Origin of the sequence: Acinetobacter gyllenbergii CIP 110306 = MTCC 11365 (assembly GCF_000413855.1) — a bacterium.
Taxonomy (GTDB): Bacteria; Pseudomonadota; Gammaproteobacteria; order Pseudomonadales; family Moraxellaceae; genus Acinetobacter; species Acinetobacter gyllenbergii.
The window spans coordinates 19,283-40,710 of sequence record NZ_ATGG01000008.1 but is presented as its reverse complement, the minus strand read 5'-3'; the positions used below and the strand labels follow the sequence as shown (position 1 = coordinate 40,710).

General features: G+C 41.8%; 21 protein-coding genes. 9 read left to right on the top strand and 12 right to left on the bottom strand.

Annotation, left to right across the window (positions count from 1 at the left end):
• Window positions 1–8 precede the first annotated feature (8 nt).
• The gene (kdpA, locus tag F957_RS16675) at window positions 9–1,715 is read right to left on the bottom strand and encodes a potassium-transporting ATPase subunit KdpA (protein ID WP_016541415.1); all 1,707 of its coding nucleotides are present in this window, start codon (window positions 1,713–1,715) and stop codon (window positions 9–11) included.
• Between the two features lie 488 nt (window positions 1,716–2,203).
• On the opposite strand from kdpA, the gene F957_RS16680 reads away from it, so the two are divergent.
• Together F957_RS16680 and F957_RS16685 are read left to right on the top strand one after the other, a co-directional pair.
• The gene (locus F957_RS16680; protein WP_016541416.1) at window positions 2,204–3,559 is read left to right on the top strand and encodes an outer membrane protein transport protein; all 1,356 of its coding nucleotides are present in this window, start codon (window positions 2,204–2,206) and stop codon (window positions 3,557–3,559) included.
• A 252-nt stretch (window positions 3,560–3,811) separates the two neighbouring features.
• Window positions 3,812–5,041, top strand: coding sequence for an OmpP1/FadL family transporter (locus F957_RS16685; RefSeq protein ID WP_016541417.1), 1,230 nt, complete (start codon window positions 3,812–3,814; stop codon window positions 5,039–5,041).
• Window positions 5,042–5,129: 88 nt separating this feature from the next.
• On the opposite strand, the gene thrH is transcribed toward F957_RS16685, so the two are convergent.
• Window positions 5,130–5,747, bottom strand: a complete 618-nt coding sequence (gene thrH / locus F957_RS16690; RefSeq protein WP_016541418.1) for a bifunctional phosphoserine phosphatase/homoserine phosphotransferase ThrH — start codon at window positions 5,745–5,747, stop codon at window positions 5,130–5,132.
• Between the two features lie 173 nt (window positions 5,748–5,920).
• Here thrH and F957_RS16695 point away from each other — a divergent pair, with 173 nt between their 5' ends.
• Both F957_RS16695 and F957_RS16700 read left to right on the top strand, forming a co-directional pair.
• Window positions 5,921–6,652 (top strand): phosphoadenylyl-sulfate reductase, encoded by a 732-nt coding sequence (locus F957_RS16695; RefSeq protein ID WP_016541419.1) that lies wholly within the window; start codon window positions 5,921–5,923, stop codon window positions 6,650–6,652.
• A 187-nt stretch (window positions 6,653–6,839) separates the two neighbouring features.
• Window positions 6,840–8,222: a WS/DGAT/MGAT family O-acyltransferase gene (locus F957_RS16700; RefSeq protein ID WP_016541420.1), complete on the top strand. Its 1,383-nt coding sequence runs from the start codon at window positions 6,840–6,842 to the stop codon at window positions 8,220–8,222.
• A 36-nt stretch (window positions 8,223–8,258) separates the two neighbouring features.
• Here F957_RS16700 and F957_RS21450 read toward each other — a convergent pair whose 3' ends face one another.
• The 6 genes from F957_RS21450 to F957_RS16725 form a co-directional block, all read right to left on the bottom strand.
• Entirely contained in the window at window positions 8,259–8,432 is a 174-nt protein-coding gene (locus F957_RS21450) for a PA1571 family protein (protein ID WP_004775299.1), read from the bottom strand.
• A gap of 135 nt (window positions 8,433–8,567) precedes the next feature.
• On the bottom strand, window positions 8,568–10,022 hold the full coding sequence (gene rng / locus F957_RS16705; protein WP_016541421.1) for a ribonuclease G: 1,455 nt from the start codon (window positions 10,020–10,022) through the stop codon (window positions 8,568–8,570).
• Window positions 10,023–10,065: 43 nt separating this feature from the next.
• Entirely contained in the window at window positions 10,066–10,632 is a 567-nt protein-coding gene (locus F957_RS16710; protein ID WP_016660179.1) for a Maf-like protein, read from the bottom strand.
• Window positions 10,620–11,111: a rod shape-determining protein MreD gene (mreD, locus tag F957_RS16715; RefSeq protein WP_016660178.1), complete on the bottom strand. Its 492-nt coding sequence runs from the start codon at window positions 11,109–11,111 to the stop codon at window positions 10,620–10,622. The genes F957_RS16710 and mreD overlap by 13 nt, the downstream gene beginning before the upstream one ends.
• Complete coding sequence (mreC, locus tag F957_RS16720) at window positions 11,098–11,955, bottom strand: rod shape-determining protein MreC (protein WP_016541422.1); 858 nt, start codon at window positions 11,953–11,955, stop codon at window positions 11,098–11,100. Before mreC ends, mreD begins: the two co-directional genes overlap by 14 nt.
• A gap of 17 nt (window positions 11,956–11,972) precedes the next feature.
• Window positions 11,973–13,013, bottom strand: coding sequence for a rod shape-determining protein (locus F957_RS16725; protein ID WP_004652309.1), 1,041 nt, complete (start codon window positions 13,011–13,013; stop codon window positions 11,973–11,975).
• Between the two features lie 133 nt (window positions 13,014–13,146).
• On the opposite strand from F957_RS16725, the gene gatC reads away from it, so the two are divergent.
• Genes gatC through gatB form a run of 3 tightly spaced genes read left to right on the top strand, consistent with a single transcriptional unit; the run spans window position 13,147 to window position 16,465 of the window.
• Window positions 13,147–13,464 carry an Asp-tRNA(Asn)/Glu-tRNA(Gln) amidotransferase subunit GatC gene (gatC, locus tag F957_RS16730; protein ID WP_004652310.1) on the top strand — a complete coding sequence of 106 codons (318 nt, stop codon included), beginning with the start codon at window positions 13,147–13,149 and terminating at the stop codon, window positions 13,462–13,464.
• A gap of 53 nt (window positions 13,465–13,517) precedes the next feature.
• On the top strand, window positions 13,518–14,996 hold the full coding sequence (gene gatA / locus F957_RS16735; protein WP_016541423.1) for an Asp-tRNA(Asn)/Glu-tRNA(Gln) amidotransferase subunit GatA: 1,479 nt from the start codon (window positions 13,518–13,520) through the stop codon (window positions 14,994–14,996).
• Window positions 14,996–16,465, top strand: coding sequence for an Asp-tRNA(Asn)/Glu-tRNA(Gln) amidotransferase subunit GatB (gene gatB / locus F957_RS16740; protein WP_016541424.1), 1,470 nt, complete (start codon window positions 14,996–14,998; stop codon window positions 16,463–16,465). The genes gatA and gatB overlap by 1 nt, the downstream gene beginning before the upstream one ends.
• Before the next feature lie 43 nt (window positions 16,466–16,508).
• On the opposite strand, the gene F957_RS16745 is transcribed toward gatB, so the two are convergent.
• Window positions 16,509–17,129, bottom strand: a complete 621-nt coding sequence (locus F957_RS16745) for a TetR/AcrR family transcriptional regulator (RefSeq protein ID WP_016541425.1) — start codon at window positions 17,127–17,129, stop codon at window positions 16,509–16,511.
• A gap of 111 nt (window positions 17,130–17,240) precedes the next feature.
• Between F957_RS16745 and F957_RS16750 the strand changes: the two genes are divergently transcribed.
• Window positions 17,241–18,107 carry a metal-dependent hydrolase gene (locus F957_RS16750; RefSeq protein ID WP_016660177.1) on the top strand — a complete coding sequence of 289 codons (867 nt, stop codon included), beginning with the start codon at window positions 17,241–17,243 and terminating at the stop codon, window positions 18,105–18,107.
• A gap of 204 nt (window positions 18,108–18,311) precedes the next feature.
• A complete protein-coding gene (locus tag F957_RS16755; RefSeq protein WP_016660176.1) occupies window positions 18,312–18,791 on the top strand; it encodes a hypothetical protein in 480 nt (159 codons plus the stop codon).
• A gap of 105 nt (window positions 18,792–18,896) precedes the next feature.
• Here F957_RS16755 and F957_RS16760 read toward each other — a convergent pair whose 3' ends face one another.
• The 3 genes from F957_RS16760 to F957_RS16770 all read right to left on the bottom strand — a co-directional run bounded on the left by F957_RS16760 (window position 18,897) and on the right by F957_RS16770 (window position 21,424).
• A complete protein-coding gene (locus tag F957_RS16760; protein ID WP_004652318.1) occupies window positions 18,897–19,418 on the bottom strand; it encodes a hypothetical protein in 522 nt (173 codons plus the stop codon).
• A 136-nt stretch (window positions 19,419–19,554) separates the two neighbouring features.
• Window positions 19,555–20,325 carry a hypothetical protein gene (locus tag F957_RS16765; RefSeq protein WP_016541428.1) on the bottom strand — a complete coding sequence of 257 codons (771 nt, stop codon included), beginning with the start codon at window positions 20,323–20,325 and terminating at the stop codon, window positions 19,555–19,557.
• A 34-nt stretch (window positions 20,326–20,359) separates the two neighbouring features.
• Window positions 20,360–21,424: a DUF1176 domain-containing protein gene (locus F957_RS16770; RefSeq protein ID WP_016541429.1), complete on the bottom strand. Its 1,065-nt coding sequence runs from the start codon at window positions 21,422–21,424 to the stop codon at window positions 20,360–20,362.
• Window positions 21,425–21,428: the final 4 nt, after the last annotated feature.

Sequence of the window (21,428 nt, the reverse complement as noted above, 5' to 3'; positions counted from 1 at the left end):
CTCCACGCTTAAACTTTCACAGATAGCATAGATAAATAATCAGCAATTGGCCCAATGACCAACACGGGCATGAATTGCAATAAGGTGAGAATCAACACGATCCCAATCAAGGTCAAAGCAAAAGTTGGGGATTCAATATGTAAAGAGCCTTTGCTTTCGGTTGCTTGTGGCTTAGTTGCCAAACTGACTGCAATCAACACAGGGATAATCAATACGCTATAACGACCTGCCAATAACGCGACACTGGCACTCAGATTCCACCACAGGGTGTTATCGCCTAAACCTTCAAAACCCGAACCATTGTTGGCATAAGCAGAGACATACTCATAAAACACTTGGCTAATGCCGTGGAAAGCAGGGTTTGAATTCCCTGTAATCGATGGAAATGCAATGGCAATCGCCGTTAAGCCAAGAATCACCACGGGTTGCAGTAGAATGACCAAAGCCAATAACTTAATTTCAGTCACTTCAACTTTTCGGCCAAACAATTCAGGGGTACGTCCCGTCATCAAGCCTGCAATAAATACTGCAAGGAATAGATAAATAAAGAACTGCAGTAGACCACAGCCGATCCCACCCCAAATGGCATTGATTAACATATTGCACAGTTCCACCAGTCCCGTCAGTGGTGAGGCGGAGTCATGCATCATATTGACTGAGCCGTTATTCACTTGGGTGGTCAAACTCCCCCACAGTGCCGATGCCTCTGTACCAAAGCGGACTTCTTTACCTTCCATCAATGCCGTGTTTGGAATCAAAGAAGACTTTTCAGTCCACAACGTTAATGAGGTTGAAGCCAATGACATGAGTAACATGGTGCCAAAAATCATCCACATCAATTTCTTACGTTGGATAAAACGCCCCACCATAAACACCACAGACAATGGAATCAGCAAGATCGCGATCATCTCAATCACATTGGATAACGGCGTTGGATTTTCTAAAGGCACACTACTATTCGGACCATACCACCCCCCACCATTACTGCCTAACTGCTTAATTGCCACCATGGGTGCAACTGGACCGAGTGGAATATGCTGAGTTTTAACTTCTGCCGTTTGATCCAAAACTTGTACTGTTGGGCCAGCTGATAATGTTGCTGGAACACCTTGAAAAGTGAGTAGCAAAGAAAAAATCAAGCCAAGCGGAATAAAGAATCGAAATAATGGACGAATGATATCCATCCAATAATTACCAAGATTGATACGATCCCATATGTTTTGATCTGAACCCTCTTGTTGACCTGATTGCAAGAATAAAGCTCTCAACATCGCCACCAATAAGGCAAGTCCAATAATTGGCGACAAGTATTGCAATCCGACAATCACCGTCATTTGGGATAGATAAGACAGTTGGGCCTGTCCCGAATAATGTTGCTGGTTGGTATTGGTCAAGAATGAAATGGTGGTATGCAATGCCAAATCCCAGTTCATATTTGGAATATGATCAGGGTTCAGTGGTAACCATGCCTGAGTCATCAAAATGGTGACACTTGCACCCAGCAGCAAAATATTGCTGAGCACAAAAGCGACCAAATATTGCCGCCAGTTCATCCCTCTACGCTTGACGCCGAGCACAGCATAAATTGGTTGCTCAATCCATTTAAACAACGCGTCACTTTTCATTGGCTTTGCTTGCATCACATCGGCAAGATAAGCCCCTAGCGGATACGCAAGCAGTAATGAAAAGACAAATACAGAAATAAATTCCCACATAGCATATGCCATTTAAAAATAGTTCAGCTTTAGTATGGAAATTGGGAACGTAAATTCTCTATATTGAAAAAAGCAGGAAACGTAAATTCTGCGTAAAATTATTCAACTTTGTTCTAATACGCTGAAATTTTTAGCTAAAAAGAAAATATGGAGAAATAAATCTCATTTTTTACAAAAAATCTTTGACCAAATAAAAAACTTTTTTTGGAAAAATGCAAAAAAGAACGATTATTATTTTAAAATAATAATTTATATTTATCATTATTTTACAAATAAAAACACATATGTATATAAATTTTTTAAGATTTATTTTTATCCATTTTCATCTAAACCAGCGTACTGTTTAGTTCATTTAGAACATTTACTCTTATTTTAATTATGGTATTTTTGTTACATGAAGTTATAGCCAATCACGATAGATAACTTTTTTGTTGTCAGATCATAGCTTCTTAACACTTAAGAATCTTGAAGTTCAAGGAAAGATTACAATGAAATTAAAACATCTTAGCACTGCCATGATCTTAGCAACGCTACCTGCAACTGGAGTTTTTGCAGCTGCGTTAGACCGTTCAGGTCAATCCATTTCTGCTTTTTTACAACCGGGCAACTATTTTGAAGCGGGTATTTCGGTTCTAGATCCGACAGTTAAAGGTAAAGAAGCAGGCACTTCAAAAACAACTCGTAATATTAGCGATATGGGTGATGACTACTATTTCCCGAGTGCTGCATTAAAACTTCAATTGACTGATAAATTCTCTTTTGGTCTTCTTTATGATCAGCCATTTGGTGCAGATGCTCAATACAAAGGCAATAACGTATTCGTAGCAAGCCCTTCAGATCCAATTCTTGGTAGCTTACCAATTACAACTGGCGCATTAGGTGGAACTCAAGGCGGAACATCGGTTGAAGTTGATAGCCAAAATATCTCGATGATCTTCGGCTTCCAACCAACTGAAAACTTTAACTTTTACGGTGGTGGTGTATACCAAACGATTAAAGGAAGTGTGAATTTACGTGGTTCAGCGTACAGCGTCTATAATGGTTACGATGCATCGATTCCAGAAGATGGTGCTGCTGGATGGTTAGCAGGTGCTGCTTTCCAAATCCCTGAAATTGCACTTAAAGCGTCTATCACCTACCGTTCTGAAATTGATCATAAAATCAATGCGAATGAAACCATTGCACTTGCAGATGCTATTGGTGCAAATTCTGCAATGTTAGGTGGTGCAATTACACAGCTAGTTCAAGCTGGTCAATTAACTGCAGCTCAAGCTGGTGCGATTCAGCAAACAATTGGTAAAGCAGTTGCTGCCAACCAATTGGAAGGTCAAACAAAAATCACCACACCTCAATCTGTTAACTTAGATTTCCAAACAGGCATCATGGCAAATACAGTTGCATTTGCAAACGTACGTTGGGTGAACTGGAAGGATTTCTCTATTCGTCCATATAAATTTGGCAAAGTTTCAGAAGCTGTCGGTGGCCTAGTTGGTCGTCCAAATGGCTTTAACTTAGTTGAATACTCTGATGACCAATGGTCTGTAAATGCGGGTGTTGGTCGTAAACTCAACGATCAATGGGCGGGTAACGTTTCGGTAGGTTGGGATTCTGGTGCAGGCAACCCTGTAACTACACTTGGTCCAACAGAAGGTTATTGGAACGTAGGTGTAGGTGTTCAATATAGCCCTACTCCTGCAACCTTTATTGCGGGTGGCGTGAAGTACTTCTGGTTAGGTGATGCCAAAGCGCAAACCGGTGCTCAAGCTGGCGGTAATGACTATGTTGCTGAGTTCGAAGATAACAAAGCAATCGCATACGGTTTAAAAATTGGTTATAAATTCTAATTAGAATTTATAAAAGAAAGGTCATCTTCGGATGGCCTTTTTTATTGTGCTTTAATAAATAAAATCAAAACTATAGATCAAAATTCAATATTCATTTCAAATCATAGAAACACCAAGATAAAACTTGAATGCTCAACCATTTTTCGTGACCTCATCAGTTCATTTATTGACATTTGTAAAATATTTAAGCGCATAAAAATTATGTTACTTTCCGCGCCATTCTGTTACAAAGTGATTTGAGAGAACATATTAATGAAGCTGAATGCTATTCAAACGGCTCTTCTACTTAGCTTAGTTCCAACAACGACAACATTTGCCGCAGCACTGGATCGCTCAGGCCAGTCTATTGCCGCTTTTTTACAGCCAAATAATTATTTTGAAGCGGGTATTACGGTTCTTGATCCCAATGTATCAGGTCAGGACACATCACAAAACAATACTGGCAATATGGCAAATCATTACTACTCGCCAAATGCTGCCTTAAAAATTCAAGCAACCGACAAATTCTCGATTGGTTTGATCTATGACCAACCTTATGGTGCTGATGCTGAATATACGGGCAAAAGTAACTTTATCGAAAGTCGACCTCTACCATTTAAAGGTGGTACTTCCGTTACCGTAGATACTGAAAACTTAAACCTGTTATTCGGTTACCAACCAACACAAAACTGGAACCTCTACGCGGGGGCAGTTTATCAAACCTTAGACAGTACTGTGCTATTACGTGGTCAAAGCTATAGTGCTTACAGCGGTTATGACTTTAAAACAGGTAAAGATGAAGCTGTCGGCTGGTTAGCGGGTGTTGTTTATCAAGTTCCTGAAATTGCGCTCAAAGCATCTTTGACTTACCGCGCCAAAATCAAACATGAAATGAATGCCTATGAAACGCATGGCATTGCGGGTATGACTGGCAATGCGGGTTTTGATGCGATTTTAAATAAAATTAATCATTCAGAGGGTACAACTGAAATCACCACCCCTCAGTCAGTTAATCTTGATTTCCAAACAGGGATTATGGAAAACACGGTTGCCTTTGCGAATTTACGCTGGGTGAACTGGAAAGACTTTGCCATTCGTCCATATAAATTTGGTGCTGCTTCAACTTTACCGCCAATCGTTGCTTCAACAGGTAAAAAAGACGGTTTTGATCTGGTTGCCTATACTGAAGATCAATACTCGATTACTGCGGGTGTCGGTCGTAAACTGAATGAGCAATGGGCTGGTAATTTATCGGTAGGTTGGGACTCTGGTGCAGGTAACCCTGTGACGACATTAGGTCCAACAGAAGGCTATTGGAATGTCGGTATCGGTGTTCAATATAGTCCTACGCCTGCAACCTTTATTGCGGGTGGCGTGAAATACTTCTGGCTCGGCGATGCCAAAGCACAGTCAGGTTCACAATTCAATACACCAGGTTATGTGGCTGAATTTGAAAATAATGATGCCATCGCTTATGGTTTAAAGATTGGGTATAAATTCTAACTATCGACCCAAAATAAAAGGCGCTATTTAGCGCCTTTTATTTTTCAATTTTCCCCAACGTACTTAAAAGAAAGCTGAGGAGAATTCATTATTCAGGAATATCACGTTGCGATACCGAACGAATCGCTTGTTTTAATGCGTCATAACCATGCAATGGTGGAAATTGCGGAAATTCGGCAATCACATTGGCTGGTGCATCAAATAAGAAACCATGATCCGCTTCACCGAGCATCGTAGTATCGTTATATGAATCACCTGCTGCAATGACACGGAAATTCAAGCCATGCAATGCTTTCACTGCCTGACGCTTTTGATCAGGTTGACGTAATTTATATGCGGTGATCATGCCATTTTCATCAGTTTCAAGCTTATGACAGAAAATGGTCGGCCATCCCAATTGCTTCATTAATGGATGCGCAAACTCATAAAATGTATCAGACAAAATAATCAATTGGAAATGGGTACGCACCCATTCAACAAATTCTTTCGCGCCTTCAAATGGTCCCATATCTGCAATCACAGCTTGAATATCATTCAATCCCAAGCCGTGCTGTTTTAAGATATTCAGACGTTGTGTCATCAGTACATCGTAATCTGGAATGTCACGTGTGGTGGCTTCGAGTTCTTTAATCCCTGTTTTTTTTGCAAAGTTAATCCAGATTTCTGGAACTAACACCCCTTCAAGATCTAGGCATACGATTTCCATGAATGCTTCCAATGTTGGTTAAAAATTGCTGTATCATAGCACTAAGATTATTCAATTTTTGCGCTGTTGTTGAATAAAATCATTTTATTCTGCAAGATTAAAATCAATGACAAGCACGCTGCTTTGCTTCGAATGATTTACAATTGTGCCCAAGCCTATCGCCAGGAACATCCATGACTGTTATTCCGACTATTGACCTTGTAGATGCGCTCGCTGCTGAATATGCAGATAAATCGCCACGAGAAATTTTAGAACTTGCGTTAAGCCAAGAAGGTGAAATCGCGATTTCCTTTTCAGGCGCAGAAGATGTTGTTTTGATTGATATTGCTTCTCGTCTAGGTAAGCCCTTCCGTGTTTTTAGTTTAGATACGGGACGTTTACATGCAGAGACTTACCAATTCATTGAAACAGTTCGTAAGCACTATAAGATCGATATTGAAATTTGTTTCCCAGAGTCTGCTGCTGTTCAGCAATTCGTGACCGAAAAAGGCTTATTCAGCTTTTTTGAAGATGGGCATCAGGAATGCTGTGGAATTCGAAAAGTACAACCTTTACGTAAAAAACTGGCAACTTTGGATGGATGGATCACCGGACAACGTAAAGATCAAAGTCCAACGCGTAGTGAAGTGCCTGTAGTTCAAGCTGATGCAGGTTTTTCTGGTGAAGGCAAGCAGTTGATCAAATATAACCCGCTTGCGAATTGGAGCAGTGCTGATGTCTGGAGTTATATCCGCATGATGGAAATTCCATATAACCCATTGCACGAACGTGGTTTTATTTCAATCGGTTGTGAACCATGTACACGCGCGGTACTGCCAAATCAACATGAACGCGAAGGTCGTTGGTGGTGGGAAGAGGCTACGCATAAAGAATGTGGCTTGCATGCGGGTAACCTTAAAAAATAATCAATTACAGATTTGGTATATTAAAACCACTGATTCGTCAGTGGTTTTATTTTTCCTGACTCGCTTGTCTAAAGTCATATTTTAACCAGAACAAACAGTATATACTGCGCAGAACGGTTCCAATAATTCTAATAAGAGCTCCTAGAGAGTATCTTAGAAAAAAATGCGATGAGAGGCTAGATCTGCTATGCGCCCACTACACCCCATTGATTTTATCTTTCTCTCGCTAGAGAAAAGACAACAGCCTATGCATGTAGGTGGCTTGTTTTTATTTGAGCTTCCAGAGAATGCGTCACCGACGTTTGTGCACGATCTCGTCAATGAAATTCGCCAATCAAAAAGTATCCCTGTACCGCCATTTAACAATCAACTGAATGGTTTATTCTGGGGTGAAGACAGCGAATTTGATCTCGACCACCACTTCCGCCATATTGCACTACCCAATCCAGGGCGTATCCGTGAATTACTGGTTTATATTTCACAGCAACATAGCTCTTTAATTGATCGTGCCAAACCACTTTGGACCTGTGACATTATTGAAGGCATTGAAGGCAACCGTTTTGCCATGTATTTCAAGATTCACCATGCCATGGTAGACGGCGTCGCAGGTATGCGTCTGATTGAAAAATCACTTTCGCAAGATCCAAATGAAAAGCATGTGGTGCCATTGTGGTGTGTAGAAGGCAAACGAACCAAACGTCTCAAAGCGCCAAAACCACCAACAGTCAGCAAAATCAAAGGTGTGATGGAAGGGATTAAATCGCAGCTTGAAGTTGCGCCTAAAGTCATGCAGGAACTGTCTCAAACCATATTTAGAGAAATGGGCAAAAATCCAGACTATGTCTCGACCTTTCAAGCCCCACCCTCGATTTTGAACCAACGAGTAAGTTCTTCACGTCGTTTTGCTGCTCAATCGTTTGAGCTTGGTCGTTTCCGTCATATTGCCAAATCATTGGGCGTAACACTGAATGATGTGATCTTAGCCGTCTGCTCTGGCGCTTTACGTGAGTATCTACTTAGCCACAATAGTCTGCCAAAGAAACCGCTGATTGCGATGGTCCCTGCATCACTGCGTACTGATGATTCAGATGTCAGTAACCGTATTACCATGATTTTGGCAAATCTGGCGACCCATATTGAAGATCCAATTGAGCGTTTAGAAATTATTCGCCGCAGCGTACAAAACTCAAAACAGCGTTTTAGTCGTATGACTGCCAATGAAATCTTGAACTATAGTGCGGTGGTGTATGGACCAGCAGGTTTAAATATTGCGTCAGGCATGCTGCCTAAACGTCAGGCATTTAATCTGGTGATTTCCAATGTCCCAGGCCCACGTGAACCTTTGTATTGGAATGGGGCGAAGCTCGATGCGCTCTATCCTGCATCGATTGTGATGGATGGACAGGCACTGAATATCACTATGACTAGTTATTTAGATAAACTGGAAGTGGGTCTAATTGCATGTCGTAATGCTTTACCAAAAATGCAAAATCTACTCACCCATTTAGAAGAAGAAATTCAACGCTTTGAACAAGCAATTCAAGATTTACCACAAAAAGTGGCGAATTAATCATAGAGAAAAAATTAAGGGGCTTTCAGTGGCCCCTTATTTTTTGATTGTGCGGCAACGTTGTAGTAGTTGATGGCAGGCTGAACGAATCATTGCCGTGGTAATCTGAACTTCTTTACCTTGGCTGTCGACCATATAACATGTATTTACAGGATTACTGTCCAAAACATGCTTGAAACCGTGGTTCACTAATCTTTCACTCACATTCATGGTTATATACCTCATATTATTTGCTAAGGGACCTAAAAGTACCTATGGCTCATTTTATGGTTCTAGTATTTAAAATTCGTGATAGAAAGTAAAATTTCAGTTGTAACAAGGCTTAAGCGAAATCTTGTTACAACTTTAGGTTAAAATGATATCGTATTGCTCTTGCGTATATAGATTTTCCACTTGGAATTTAATCACACGATTAATGAAATGTTCTAAATCCGCGACAGCTGGGGCTTCTGCTGTTAATAGACGATCAATCACTGCTGGATGTGCAACGACAGTAAAGCCACCCTTGGAATCAAATGCACGCGCATAACGTAATATCTCTCGAAATATCTCGTAACATACTGTCTCTGCAGTCTTCACATATCCTCGCCCTTGGCAGGTTGGACAGGATTCACAGAGCAAATGCTCCAAAGATTCACGCGTGCGTTTACGGGTCATTTCGACCAGACCAAGCTCAGAAACCTGAGTAATTTTGGTCTTGGCGTGATCACGTTCCAACATGCGTTCAAACTGACGCATCACTTCTTCACGATGCTCAGCTTCTTGCATGTCGATAAAATCAATAATGATAATGCCCCCCAAATTGCGCAGACGTAACTGTCTTGCAATCACTTGGGTCGCTTCCATATTGGTTTTAAATACGGTGTCTTCTAAACTGCGCCCACCAACATACGAGCCTGTATTTACATCAATGGTGGTCATGGCTTCAGTCTGATCAATCATCAGATAACCACCAGATTTCAGTGCGACACGCGTTTGTAAGGCTTTTTGAATATCCTCTTCAACGTTATACAAGTCGAAAAGTGGCTTTTCACCCGGATAATGGATTAAACGGTTTTGAATGGTCGGGACAAACTCATCAACAAATTCGCTGAGCTTGCCATGAATCTCACGCGAGTCGACATAGATCTTCGCGGTTTCATCACTGGCAAGATCACGTACGATGCGTTGTGGCAAAGGTAATTCTTCAAAGATCAGTTCAGCTGTTGCCGCTTCTTTTTGCTTGCGCTGGATAAATTCCCACAACTTACTGAGATAGCACATGTCCTGCGCAATTGCGGCTTCATCCACCCCTTCGGCGGCAGTACGAACAATCACACTACCCGGTAAATTATGTTCTGCCTGAATATGCTCAATGATGCCACGTAAACGATCACGTTCATCTTCTGATTCGATTCGCTGTGATACCCCAATATGGTTACCATACGGCATCAACACCAGATAACGAGATGGAATGGAAAGATCAGTACTCAGGCGCGCACCTTTGGTGCCCAACATGTCCTTCATGACTTGGACGGTCAGCATTTGCCCAGGATGTAATAACTCAAAGACATTTGGAGTCGGCTGCGAACGCGACCACACCATATCGTTAATATGCAAAAAAGCGGTTCGAGACAAACCAATATCGACAAAGGCAGCTTGCATACCCGGCAATACGCGTACGACTTTGCCTTTGTAAATATTACCCACTAACCCACGTTTTACAGTTCGCTCAACGAATAATTCATTGACCGTACCATTTTCAATCAATGCCACACGACATTCCATCGGCGTGACGTTAATCAGCAACTCTTCTGCCATAACAAACTCAAAACTTTTATAAAAATTCTTATACCCGAAAGTGTCAGCGTAGTGCTTTAACCCTTTCTAATAACTGTGCTGTCTCATGCAAAGGCAAACCAACGACATTACTATAACTGCCTCGGATTTGCGGAATATACTGCGCTGCAATACCCTGTATTGCGTATGCACCCGCTTTGCCTATCGGCTCACCCGTGGCCCAATATTGTTCCATGTCTGCATGACTGAGTTGCTGCAACTCAACTTGCGTTCTGACCACAGTACTCAATATTTGAGTCGCAGTTGCCACACAAATGCCAGAATAGACATCGTGCCATTGTCCAGAAAGTGCCGACCAGATGCTAAAAGCATGTTGCTTTGATTCTGGCTTGCCAATAATCTGTCCAGCAAAACTTAAGCTCGTATCTGCTGCAATTACAATTGCAGCAGGATATTTCTTTAAAACAACTTGCGCTTTATCTCTGGCTAAGCGTTCAACATAATGCTCAACCGCTTCTCCATCATGCACCGCTTCATCGACATCTGGACTAAATATTTCAAAGTCCAAACCCAGTTGCTGTAGTAGCTCCTGCCGACGCGGCGAGCTTGATGCAAGAATTATATGCGCCATTTATGTAAACAATAATAAACCAGAGGCCATGCCAATACACTGGTCACAACTGGTTGCCAATGGCGCGCAATCGAAAAATGTGTACCCGCAATGGTCTGACTAATCCACAAGAATGTAATATGTACAACAGCCGCAATCACCGCAATCACCCAGGAATTACCAAAAGTCAAAATACGACGTTCACGAATTAAATAACGGATACCAAAAGTGATGAGTACGAAACTCAGCGCATTTAGACCAAAAGGTGCATCAAGCAACAGATCAGCAAAAAGCCCCATACCAAAGGCAAACCAGACCCCGCACCAGACGGGCTGGTAAAGAATCCAGAACAGCATGACCAAAAGCATGATCGAAGGACGCCATCCTGAAGCCTCATAGGCCATTGGATAAACCATCAATACCGAAGCAATCACAATGGATAAAATAATCATCCATAGTGGGTCTTTGCGTTTTTCATAATTGAGCTTAGCGATCGGCATACGGTTGCTCCTGCGCTAAGGATTCAGAAAATAAAACCACCACATGATGACCGCTGGCAAGTTGCGCCGTTGGTTTCACATCAATTTCGGCAAACTCACCCGAAGTATGACGACTGACTTTAGACACGGTTCCGACTAGATAACCCGCAGGGAAATGTTCACCCAAACCCGAACTAAACACTTTGTCTCCGACCTGAATATTGGCACTAGTCGGTACATATTCCATTTTGAGTTGTCCCAAATCACCTGTACCTGACACAATCGCACGCATACCTGTCCGCTCTAAACGTACAGACAATGAGTGTTCTTTATCAGAGAGCAGCATGATCCGTGCACTATGAGGATAGACATTAATAATCTGCCCCATAATCCCTTTATCATCCAAAACTGTTTGTCCGACTTTTAAATGATCGACAGCACCACGGTTAATGATAATAATATGCCGCAATGGGTCTGCATCGGTTCCAATCACTTCAGCAATTTGCATACGTCCATCAATAATTAACGGCGTATCTAACAGCCCTCTTAAACGGTTATTTTCCGCAGAGAGTTCTGAAAGTTTTTGGAGGCGGACTTGTGCTTGTAGCAGTTCAGCTTGCATTGCGGTGTTTTCACGTCGCAATTGCGCTTCAGATTTGGTTTGTTGGTTAAGCCATTCTCGCGACAGTACAGGATAGCTTGCCAGCGCATAAATTGGATTATACGCGGCGTACAAGACATCCCTTGCAGGTTGAATTACATAAGGCATGCGCCAATCAAAGAAAAGCACCACCAAACATGTAATCACCGCAATGACAAATGAGCGAAAAGATGGCGGTTGTCTTGAAAAAAGATTCGGTTGCACCGCCTAGTCCTTATGATTTAACCAACGAAAAGCATGTCGTGGTTTGGATTGTCAAAGAACTCTAATACTTTACCGCCACCACGAGTGACACAAGTTAAAGGATCATCTGCAACAATTACAGGCAAACCTGTTTCTTGTGCAAGTAATTTATCCAAGTTACGCAATAATGCACCGCCACCTGTCAACACAATACCACGCTCTGCAATATCCGAAGATAATTCAGGTGGCGTTTGCTCAAGTGCAGATTTTACAGCGCTTACAATGCTTTGTAACGGATCAGAAATTGCCTGCGTGATTTCATCAGAAGTCACGGTAATCGCGCGAGGTACACCCTCTGCCAAGTTACGACCACGAACTTCAATCTCGAGGGTCTTACCGTCAGCAACAGCCATTCCCACTTCTTTTTTAATGACTTCGGCTGTTGTTTCCCCGATCACACAACCGTGTGCTTTACGCACATAATTGATGATTTGCTCATCAAATACATCACCACCAATACGTAAAGAATCAGCGTAGACACAACCCTGTAATGAAATGATTGCAATTTCAGTGGTACCACCACCCACATCAACCACCATCGAACCACATGCTTGCTCAACAGGCATACCTGCGCCAATTGCAGCAGCCATCGGCTCTTCGATTAAACGTACATCACGCGCACCTGCATTAAATACAGCTTCACGAATCGCACGACGTTCAACCAAGGTTGATTTACAAGGTACACAGACCACAACACGCGGTGCTGGCGGGAATAAACGCTTTTCATGCACTTTGCCAATGAACTGATTCAACATGGTCTCAGTGACTTCGAAATCAGCAATCACACCGTCTTTCATCGGACGAATTGCTGAAATATTCGCTGGTGTACGGCCTAACATTTGTTTAGCATCAATACCTACAGCGGCAACAATTTTTTGTGAACCACTGTGGCGAATTGCCACAACAGTTGGTTCATTTAATATAATGCCACGGCCTGGTGCATAAATAAGTGTATTTGCAGTACCTAAATCAATGGCTAAATCCGGCGAAAACAAGCCAATTAGTCGTTTTAGAATCACGGGGGCGTTCTCAATTAAACTTTGTGTGAATACAAGGTGGCAACTTTAACTAAATGTGATGATTTGAACAAGTCAATCGCTTATTATAACGCACGATATTTTGAAATTTTTTAATACTGAATTAGGTAAAGTTATGTCTACATCATCAGATGCTCAGCAGACAACAGACTTAAATGCGCAAACGGTCTCGCAAATTGCACACCTTGCCCGTTTATCTCTCAATGACACGCAATCTGCTGAATATGCTCAAAGTTTAAATAAAATCCTTGGCATGATGGAAAGCTTGAAAGGCATTAATACCGATGATGTTGAGCCTTTAAAGAGCCCATTTGACAACCCGCAACCGTTACGCGCTGATGTTGTGACTGAAAGCAACCATCGTGATGAATATCAAGCGGTCGCGCCTGCTACAGAAGCAGGTTTGTACCTCGTACCTCGCGTAATTGAATAAGATTTATTCGATTAGTCAATATTTTATATTTAGAATGTAAAGAAATTTTTCATATGACAGATTTACATCGCTTATCAATCCGTGAACTCTCTGAAGGCTTAAAAACAGCCCAATTTTCATCACGCGAATTGACTGAACATTATTTAAAGCGTATTGCCCAAATTGACCCTAAAGTAAAAAGTTATGTGACGGTCACCGCAGAACAGGCTCTTGCTGAAGCAAATGCGGCCGATGCGGCACTGAAAGCAGGCAATGCACACACGCTGGCAGGTATTCCACTTGCCCACAAAGATATTTTCTGTACCCAAGGCATTAAAACCACTGCCGGTTCAAAAATGCTGGATAATTTCATTTCTCCTTATGATGCAACGGTGGTTGCAAAAGCCAAAGCTGCAGGTCTTGTGACTTTAGGTAAGGTGAACATGGATGAGTTCGCCATGGGTTCAACCTCAGAAAACTCTTATGTCGGTGCAACGTCGAATCCTTGGGCACTGGATCATGTTCCAGGTGGTTCATCTGGTGGCTCAGCAGCAGCTGTCGCGGCTGATCTTGCGCCGATCGCAACAGGTACCGATACAGGTGGCTCAATTCGACAACCTGCTTCATTCTGCGGCTTAACCGGCTTAAAACCGACCTATGGCCGTGTATCTCGCTTCGGTATGATTGCCTATGCATCATCATTGGATCAAGGCGGCCCAATGGCGCGTTCGGCAGAAGACTGTGCTTACTTGATGAATGTGATTGCGGGTCATGACGCCAAAGACTCGACTTCAATCAACAAAGCAGTGGACGATTACGTTGCTAACCTAAACGGCACAGCGGTGAAAGGTCTACGCATTGGTATTCCAAAGCAATACTTCAATGTGGCAGGTTTAGACGCTGATGTAAAAGCACGCGTTGAAGAGTCGTTGAAAAAGTTAGAGGAAATGGGCGCGATCTTGGTTGAGATTGATCTCAACATGACTGAAGCCTATGTGCCGACGTACTACTTGATCGCTCCTGCGGAAGCGTCTTCAAACCTGTCACGTTTTGACGGCGTACGTTATGGCTACCGTTGTGAAAACCCTGTGGACTTGATGGACTTGTACAAACGCTCACGTTCAGAAGGTTTTGGTGCTGAAGTACAACGTCGTATCCTGATCGGGACCTATGCTCTTTCTGCAGGTTACTACGATGCTTACTATGTCAAAGCACAAAAAGTACGTCGTTTGATTCAGCAAGATTTCCTCAAAGCTTTTGAAAATGTTGACGTGATTGCTGCACCATCAGCACCAACTACAGCCTATAAGATCGGTGCGAATCTCAGCCCGACTGAAATGTATTTAGGCGATATCTATACCCTTGCTGTGAACTTGGCAGGTCTACCAGCCATTAACGCACCTGTTGGTTTTGATAAAGACAGCTTGCCTGTCGGCTTACAGTTGATTGGTAACTATTGGTCAGAATCACAATTGTTGTCGATTGTGCATCAATATCAACAAAATACAGACTGGCATACCAAACGTGCGGCAATTGCTGAGGAGAATGCATAATGACTGAAGCTCAAAAGTTGAAATTGATTGACGGTTGGGAAGTCGTTATCGGGATCGAGATTCACACGCAGTTGGCAACCAAGTCTAAAATCTTCTCTGGTTCATCGACTGAATTTGGTCAAGACCCGAATACACAAGCCAGCCTTGTTGATTTGGCCATGCCGGGCGTATTACCTGTATTGAATGCAGAAGTGGTTGATCTTGCGATTCGCTTCGGTTTGGGGATCGATGCGTATATCGACCAAGCCTCGGTATTTGCACGTAAGAACTACTTCTATCCAGATTCTCCAAAAGGCTACCAGATCAGCCAGATGGACAATCCGATTGTGGGCTTGGGTCATATCGACATCCAGCTTGAAGATGGCACTGTGAAGCGTATTGGCGTGACTCGTGCCCATCTTGAAGAAGATGCGGGTAAATCAATCCATGACCAGTTCGAAGGCATGTCGGGTATCGACTTAAACCGTGCGGGCACACCATTGCTTGAAATCGTGTCTGAACCAGATATGCGTTCGGTTGAAGAAGCGGTTGCCTATATCAAGTCGATTCACACGCTCGTGCGTTGGTTGGGTATTTCTGACGGTAACATGGCAGAAGGTTCGTTCCGTGCTGACTGTAACGTGTCATTGCGTCGTCCGGGTCAACCATTTGGTACACGTTGCGAGTTGAAAAACCTCAACTCATTCCGTTTCATTGAGCAAGCGATCAATGTTGAAATTGAACGCCAAATGGAAATTTTGGAATACGGCGGCGAGATTGATCAGGAAACCCGTTTGTTCGATCCAAACAAGATGGAAACCCGCTCAATGCGTTCGAAAGAAGAAGCGAACGACTATCGCTACTTCCCAGATCCAGACTTGTTGCCAGTGATCATTGCCGATGAGCAGATCGAAGCGGCACGTGCTGCCCTTCCAGAACTGCCTAAAGCGCGCCGTGCACGCTTTATTGCTGACTTTGCTGTGACTGAGTACGATGCACATGTATTGACGCTGTCACGCGAAATGGCGGACTTCTACGAAGCAGTTGTAGCTGCTGCGGGCGGTGCGAAGCAAGGTAAAGTCTCTGCAAACTGGGTGATGGGTGAATTCTCAGGTGCTTTAAACAAAGCGGGCCTAGAATTGGCGGACTCTCCTGTTTCTGCTGAACAGTTAGGCGGCATGATCGCGCGTATTGTCGACAATACCATTAACGGCAAAATTGCGAAGCAAGTGTTTGGCTTTATGTGGGAAGCAGAAGGAAAATCTGCGGATGACATTATTGCTGACAAAGGCTTGAAGCAAGAAACCGATACAGGTGCGATTGAAGCGATTATCAAAGACGTGCTTGCAGCCAATGAAAAAATGGTTGAAGAGTACAAGTCTGGTAAAGAAAAAGCCTTTAACGGTCTGGTTGGTCAAGTTATGAAAGCTGCAAAAGGTAAAGCCAACCCAGCTCAAGTAAATGAACTCATGAAGAAACTGATTGGTTAAACTCATCTAACCTCAAAAGTAAACCCGCTTTAGAGCGGGTTTTTTATATTTTTAATTTATTACGATCATCATCAATATAGGACATTGTAATATCGATTAAGCAATCAATTAATTCTTCAAAAGTAAAACCCATATTTTGAGACGAAAAGAAATTCATGGTCAGTGCCACACTGGAATTAATTAAAACATAAACCATCAATTTTAGATTTTTTATTCTGAGCACTTCAGGATGTTTAACTGCATATTCGATTGCTAAAGTATTGATTGCCTTCACTGCTTTTACATGACTGGCTTCGGTACTATATTTGCTCGAAACACTGAGCCAATAGAAATATTTATTCTCATCTTTCGCTAAAAATTCACCAATGTGCAAAAAAATGGATCTGATCGCTTCTGGAATTTCCATTTCTTGAATTCTGGGGATGACTTCGTAAATCACTTTAGCCAGCTCAGCAATAAAATGTTGTTGCATCTCGACAAACAAGGCTTCTTTGTTTTTAAAATATTCATAAAAACTTCCAGAACCAACGCCTGCAATCTCACATACTTTCAGTACAGTTGTATGATCTAATCCATTATTTTTTACTGATATAAATCCTGCATCAACTATAGAACTATAAGTATTTTTTGATCGACTTTGCTTTGGTTTTCTTATAGTTACCATTATAAAAATCTCCTTATTAAATCCGTCTTTTTTCCGTACAAATTCATTGATAGATTCTATATACAAACTCAAGATTGTTCAAATTTACATCTATCTATAAGGGAAAAGAAAATGAATATAGCTGCACAATCTCTACAAAGAATCGTTCGTCGTAATGTGATTATTCCTTTTGATAAGAACAAAAAGTTTACTTTTTACTATGAAGAGAATTCGGTTGTGACCTCTCTTTTTGTTGTATTGTCAGCCATGTTTCCACCTGGTGAAATGTTTTTCATTGAGAGTGTGCGCAATGTTCGTGATCAAATTACAGATGAGAAATTACTAGACGATATTCGAAATTTTATTGCGCAAGAAGCCTTTCATAGTCGTGAACATCAGTCTCTCAATGAGCATCTTATCCAGTCGGATTATCCTGAAGTTGTGGAGATAGAAGCTAAGACCAAAGCGAAATTAGATGAATTTCGCAAACTTCCTAAAGTTGAACAACTAGCTGCAACCGTGGTGATGGAACACTATACGGCAACACTTGCACGACTATTATTAACTGACCCATTAATTAAGCAGAGAACGACGCAAGAAAGCAGAAACCTTTGGGAATGGCACGCACTGGAAGAGCTAGAACATAAATCTGTGGCATTTGATGTATTGAATGCCATAGGTGGTAATACAGCTAAAAACAGAAGGATGGCTCTAACTCGAGTTACTAAACTTCTTTCCCCAGTACTTTTTCATTACTGGATCAAAATATTAAAACGCAGTGATATTAAGTTTTCTATTCGGGAGCTCAAAGACGGTGTATATCTGGGCTTTGGAGGAATCAATCGTATAGGAATTATCACAAAAGCAATGATTGAAATGCTGGATGTACGAGATAGAGATTTCAACCCTCTGCACATGCAAACGGATCAACTCGAAGCAGAATACCGAGAAAAATTATTTGGTGAAAATGGCATTTTAAAAGCTGTAGTTAAAAGCTAATTACTTTTGAGAAATAGAAAAAGCTTGTAACGATCTTATAGATCAAATGATGAAAGCGTCTAAGGGTAAAGCCCACCCTACACAAATAAATGAATTGATCAATTAAACTCATCTCATTACAGTAAGAAAACCCGTTTTAGAACGGGTTTTCTTACTGTAATAGGATAAAATAGCTGCACAATAATTTTTTAAACTAAAACAGACATGATCATTCAACTTATGAAAAATAGATTACTCCTGAGTACCTGTTTACTTTTAATCAGCAATTCTAATTTTGCACAAACACCTCAAGTCCCTAAAGCTGATACTGATGCTATTTTTAAAGCAGCAGGTTTTACAAAAAGTAAAAAAGGCTGGAAAAGTGATTGTTCAGTCGGTGAAATTACAACTTATGCAGATTTAAACGGTGATGGGCTGAGAGATGCAATCGTTTCAGATTACGGTACCATGTGTTATGGCAATACAGGCGTTGGTTACTATGTTGTAGCGCAACAGAAAAATGGTCAATGGAAAACCATTTTAAAAGAAGCAGGTATGCCTGAGTTTTTAAAAACAAAAGGAACAGATGGCTGGCCTGATATTGAGAATGGTGGGCCAGGATTTTGTTTTGAAGTTTTACGTTGGAATGGTCAAGCCTACAAGGTTAATCGCTACGAATATCAAGGTAAGGCTTGTGAGCAATAACGGATAAAACTCCTCTTAAATTGATGAAAAACTAAATAGTTAAATTCAATCAATAAGAAACCCGCTTCAAAGCGGGTTTCTTAACATTCAACAATATAAAACCAATCACTGCCCTCTTAACACACCCAACTTATTCCAAATATCAGGCGTTAAAAAAGTCGTCACCAATTTATTTAAATCAATATAACGCAAGGTACCTTGCAACTGCTGTCTAACCGCTGGATCTTTAACAATATCCTGCCCTGCACTCTGCCCTAACTGCTGGAAAGCCTGTCCAACGGCTTGAATGCCCTCAGCTTGAATCACAGCCTTAGTCTGTGTCGAACACTGCTCCACAATCACTCGCTGTAATACCTGAGCCAACTTCTGATCTAACTGAGTTTTCTGCTCAGGCGTAACATTACTAAAAGACTTTAAATCTGGATGTGCTGCCAAAGCGCTAAAGGTCCATTGCAAAACCGTGGTTTTATCTGCTGCCGTTGTGGCTTTCACCAAACAATCACTGAGTTGATCGACCGTTGGCCCTGCCATCGCCACTTGGGTTGTACCCAACACAGCCGCAGCCATCAACACAGAACGACTCAAATGAGAAAATTTACGGCGGGCAGAAGTATAAACACGAGACATAAGCACAGTTCCAAATTGCAATCTTTCCCTTTGTACCACGCTCTGATGAGATCATCTGTTATGACGCTGTAAATTGCGTAAACCCACGCGCTCAAAGCTTTGGCAAAATGTAAAAACCATGAAGATGCCAAATCACTCAACCTGCGCCTTCATAATCCCACTCTGCTGGAATATTCGGTTGCTCAGGTGCTTTATTTAAATCAATATTCAGGTTACGACTGCCCTTAAATGATTTCTCTCCCGAATCTGATGCAGGTGATACATCCAAACTGTAGCGATAACGGAATTGCCAAAGCATCGGCTTGATCGGACGAATATCTAGGCTCAAACTATCTTCATCATGGCACTTGCCCTTAGAGTTTTCATAATCCTGTTCTGAGAAACAGGCCCGAATCATACGGCTAAAATTAAAAGGATAGTTTTCAATAAAGCGATGCGTTTTACCTGAATCCTTTAACTCATAAAAGCTGGCCCGTTCAATTCCTGCCCCACCACCCGAATACATTTCTGAAAAGGTATCAATCAGCGCAACCGCATAACGGTTTTGATCCATTGGAAACAGTTTAGGGTAAATATATTGTTTTGATCGTGCCATTTCCTCGGCAGGCGCCAATGGAATCTGCCATTGCTTCAATAATTTAAAGCCAGAATTCGAATGACTAAACTGGGCAATATTGCCCTCAGACAATAACCATAAGGTTTTATCTGGCGTTTTCAAACTCTGTAATTGTGTACGCTGCTGACATAACTCTTTTACTTGTTCACAGAGTTGCGTCTGTTCCGTTGCACTCAGTTGCCCCTTTTTAAAGTCAAGAATCTGTAAGGGTGCAGCAAAAACAGATGCACTAAAATAGGCGGATGCACCCATTAAAATCATTCCACATAAACCCATCTTATGTTTAAGCATGGTATTTCCTTAGGCTATTTTAATATTCACAATATTATTTGACGATTGATTCAATCTGATCAAGTTCCCATATCCCACCCGCAGCAAGGCCTCGACACATCCCTGTCCAGCGATCTAGCGTATGTACAAACTTCTGTCCATCCCAAACCCATTCATCACTCGACCAGCAATCACCAATACCACGCCCTTTCTGCGAACTGCTGAGAATCCCGTTATAAAACTCAGAGGAATGTTCCGTCACAAAAGTGGCTTTATTCGCAAGTGACTCATCCAATACCCATGCACCATACCCTTCGTTATATGCACCTCGCCAACATAGCGTAGCTGCCAAAACTTTTTTATTGCTTAGTTTATAGAGATCAATCGCTTGGGGCGCTGTTTGCTTACCGTCATAAGCCCCTTCACAGAATCCTTCTTTTTTAGGCACTGGCTGATTCGCCATCAAGTTTTGATAGAGTGCAGCATAGCGTTTGTCGGTTGGTCGCAAGGTCAAATAAGGTTTACTCGAAGTTTTAATTTGTTTAACCGTGAATTTGGGTTGAGCTGCTAACACATTCGACTCATCCACTTTACCTTTTTTAATCAAAGCACCCACTGTGCCCACGCGCTTTTGAAAATCATCCATTTTCAGCAATACGGCTGTCAGACCTGTGTCTGATATTTTCCAATTTAAATTGGCATTTTTAAAAATGATTTCGGTCTTTTTCTTGGATTGTTGTAATAAGGCATTAGCTTGATTTGTAGAGAGTTGCCCCATCAATGGGAACTCTGTTCCATCAACGGACACCTGTCCAAAGTCTTTGCCATTTACATAAAAATGAATATTTTTAAGTTTTGCTGCTGGCATAGACGGTTGTTCAAAACGCGACAAGGCAAATTCGACTTTTACAGGCTGCCGTGCACCTGCCTGACGGGTCAATAACAACGAGGCAGGTTCATCGTCACTATATTGATTGTAATAACCTGCAGCTCGACAAGTGCCTGTATTGCTACAGTAAATTTCCCAATCTTCATGCGAGAATGAAATGCCTTTGATCTCTTGGGCAAAGGTACTAGAACTCAGGGCAACAAGGTAACAGGCTGAAAGGATCTTTTTCATAAGA

Excerpts from the sequence above, each read along its gene's own strand:
- kdpA (WP_016541415.1), bottom strand. The coding sequence starts at position 1,715 with ATGTGGGAATTTATTTCTGTATTTGTCTTTTCATTACTGCTTGCGTAT.
- F957_RS16680 (WP_016541416.1), top strand. The coding sequence starts at position 2,204 with ATGAAATTAAAACATCTTAGCACTGCCATGATCTTAGCAACGCTACCT.
- F957_RS16685 (WP_016541417.1), top strand. The coding sequence starts at position 3,812 with ATGAAGCTGAATGCTATTCAAACGGCTCTTCTACTTAGCTTAGTTCCA.
- thrH (WP_016541418.1), bottom strand. The coding sequence starts at position 5,747 with ATGGAAATCGTATGCCTAGATCTTGAAGGGGTGTTAGTTCCAGAAATC.
- F957_RS16695 (WP_016541419.1), top strand. The coding sequence starts at position 5,921 with ATGACTGTTATTCCGACTATTGACCTTGTAGATGCGCTCGCTGCTGAA.
- F957_RS16700 (WP_016541420.1), top strand. The coding sequence starts at position 6,840 with ATGCGCCCACTACACCCCATTGATTTTATCTTTCTCTCGCTAGAGAAA.
- F957_RS21450 (WP_004775299.1), bottom strand. The coding sequence starts at position 8,432 with ATGAATGTGAGTGAAAGATTAGTGAACCACGGTTTCAAGCATGTTTTG.
- rng (WP_016541421.1), bottom strand. The coding sequence starts at position 10,022 with ATGGCAGAAGAGTTGCTGATTAACGTCACGCCGATGGAATGTCGTGTG.
- F957_RS16710 (WP_016660179.1), bottom strand. The coding sequence starts at position 10,632 with ATGGCGCATATAATTCTTGCATCAAGCTCGCCGCGTCGGCAGGAGCTA.
- mreD (WP_016660178.1), bottom strand. The coding sequence starts at position 11,111 with ATGCCGATCGCTAAGCTCAATTATGAAAAACGCAAAGACCCACTATGG.
- gatC (WP_004652310.1), top strand. The coding sequence starts at position 13,147 with ATGTCTACATCATCAGATGCTCAGCAGACAACAGACTTAAATGCGCAA.
- gatA (WP_016541423.1), top strand. The coding sequence starts at position 13,518 with ATGACAGATTTACATCGCTTATCAATCCGTGAACTCTCTGAAGGCTTA.
- gatB (WP_016541424.1), top strand. The coding sequence starts at position 14,996 with ATGACTGAAGCTCAAAAGTTGAAATTGATTGACGGTTGGGAAGTCGTT.
- F957_RS16745 (WP_016541425.1), bottom strand. The coding sequence starts at position 17,129 with ATGGTAACTATAAGAAAACCAAAGCAAAGTCGATCAAAAAATACTTAT.
- F957_RS16750 (WP_016660177.1), top strand. The coding sequence starts at position 17,241 with ATGAATATAGCTGCACAATCTCTACAAAGAATCGTTCGTCGTAATGTG.
- F957_RS16755 (WP_016660176.1), top strand. The coding sequence starts at position 18,312 with ATGATCATTCAACTTATGAAAAATAGATTACTCCTGAGTACCTGTTTA.
- F957_RS16760 (WP_004652318.1), bottom strand. The coding sequence starts at position 19,418 with ATGTCTCGTGTTTATACTTCTGCCCGCCGTAAATTTTCTCATTTGAGT.
- F957_RS16765 (WP_016541428.1), bottom strand. The coding sequence starts at position 20,325 with ATGCTTAAACATAAGATGGGTTTATGTGGAATGATTTTAATGGGTGCA.
- F957_RS16770 (WP_016541429.1), bottom strand. The coding sequence starts at position 21,424 with ATGAAAAAGATCCTTTCAGCCTGTTACCTTGTTGCCCTGAGTTCTAGT.